Below are 1910 nucleotides of genomic sequence, written 5' to 3'. Positions count from 1 at the left end.
CTCTCGGTGCGAACATCACGTATAAAAGTGGTGATACGGGCCACTTGCCCTGTGGAATCAACAAAATTCTTAAGAAGATTACTATTCCCCTGAGACTTTCGCGCCACATCCATGATGAAGGTATTTTCCTGAGAGGTAGGCAATTGATAATACTTAGGAATGCCATTGTAAAAAGCTTGTTTGGAATATTTTACCAATTCCACGACAGAGGTGGGCCTGGATAACTCCGGAATTTCCCGGATCAGCTCACTTAATTCTGCCATTTTCCTCAAATTAACCGGCCGTAACACTCCGTTTTTGCGTTCGGTATCAATAACGATCTCAATAGGCATTATGCCGTCGAATTCTTCTTCAAAGAAACGGATGTCCTTGAAGAACTCTGCTTTTTTGGGCAGATCCTCAATTGGGCTGCCCGAAATATTTATTTGATAGATCCCAATGATACTTACGACGAGAAGTGCCACAGAAATAACGTAAACACTTATTCTTTTTTCACGTACAATATGCTCCATCTTATTTACAAAGGCATCGATCCAACGCTTGTTCAAATGCTTTAGATGCTTGGTCTTTGGCAAGGGCATAAAGCTGTAAACTATAGGGATGATCAATAGGGATAGAATAAAGATCCCAATGATGTTAATTGAAGCAACGATCCCGAATTCTGTAAGAAGTTTGCTGTCGGTTATGATAAAAGTAGCAAAACCGGATGCCGTAGTGATATTTGTCATAAGTGTGGCATTTCCGATCTTGGAAATAACCCGTTGCAATGAAAGCGCCTGGTTTCCGTGTTTTTTTACCTCTTGCTGATATTTATTGATCAGGAAGATGCAATTAGGTATTCCTATTACAATAATTAGAGGTGGAATAAGAGCTGTAAGCACGGTGATCTCGTAACGCAGTAAACCCAGGACACCAAAGGCCCACATAACGCCAATGATCACCACACACATTGAAATAAATGTGGCCCTGAAACTTCGGAAAAAGAAAAAGAAAATCAAGGAGGTAACCAGCAAAGCAGCGGTAATGAACATCCCGATTTCATCGATGATATTTTGGGCATTCATGGTTCGGATATAGGGCATACCCGAAATATGGACATCTAATTTTGTCTCATTTTCAAAATTGTGAACAAGGTTGGTAAAATCATTCAGGATAAAATCTTTGCGTACAGAGGTGTTCACAATGTCTTTATCCAGATATACAATGGTACGGAGTGTTTCTGTGTCCTTATTAAAGAGTAACTGATCATAAAAAGGAAGATCATTGAACAAATGCTGTTTTAAACTGTCCAGGACCTGTTGATTCTCCGGAGCGGCAATCAAAAAAGGGGTTAATATAAATTCCTGGCGTTCATTGTCCTTGACCAGTTCCTGTAAATTATCCGTAGAGACCACAAATTCTACCTCCGGAAATGCGGCCAGTTGTTTGCTCAGGATGTTCCAACGATTAAATTTTTCCGGTGTAAATAAGGTGGGATCTTTTACTGCAAGGACTATTGCATTGCCTTCTTCTCCAAAAATTTCAAGAAAACCATCATATTCCAGATTGGCAGGGTGGTCGTCCGGAAGGAGATTGGCCTCTGTATTGGAAAACTGCATGTTTTTCCATTGAAAGCCAAAGAAAACGGTGATAGCAGCAATCGCAAGTAAGATAAGAATACGATTCCTCAGGATGATCCTTGAGGCCCTTGTCCAAAAATTTTGTGTGAGCTTTGCTGCCATATTCTTTTTTAGCAAACCAGGGGTTCTTTATCACTATCGCAGATACTAATTCCTTTGATGTACGCAAAATAAGGACCCTGAACGCCTGCCGTTCAAATGACTTCAAAGGTAGAAAATGCCTCCCAGTGTTCCTAGCATCACTTAGGGAAATAAGCCGTGATTTCAGAGGCGTAGTTCGTATCTTAGGGT

General features: G+C 40.7%; 1 protein-coding gene. It reads right to left on the bottom strand.

What is annotated here, in order from left to right; genetic code table 11:
* The coding region (locus tag WBM49_RS11735; protein WP_424372242.1) for an efflux RND transporter permease subunit at positions 1–1721 on the bottom strand (1721 nt) is incomplete at its 3' end.
* Positions 1722–1910: the final 189 nt, after the last annotated feature.

The sequence above is a fragment of the Muriicola sp. genome, assembly GCF_049669965.1.
Taxonomy (GTDB): Bacteria; Bacteroidota; Bacteroidia; order Flavobacteriales; family Flavobacteriaceae; genus Muriicola.
Note: the sequence above shows the minus strand (reverse complement) of the source record. Positions and strands in the feature narration are given on the sequence as shown.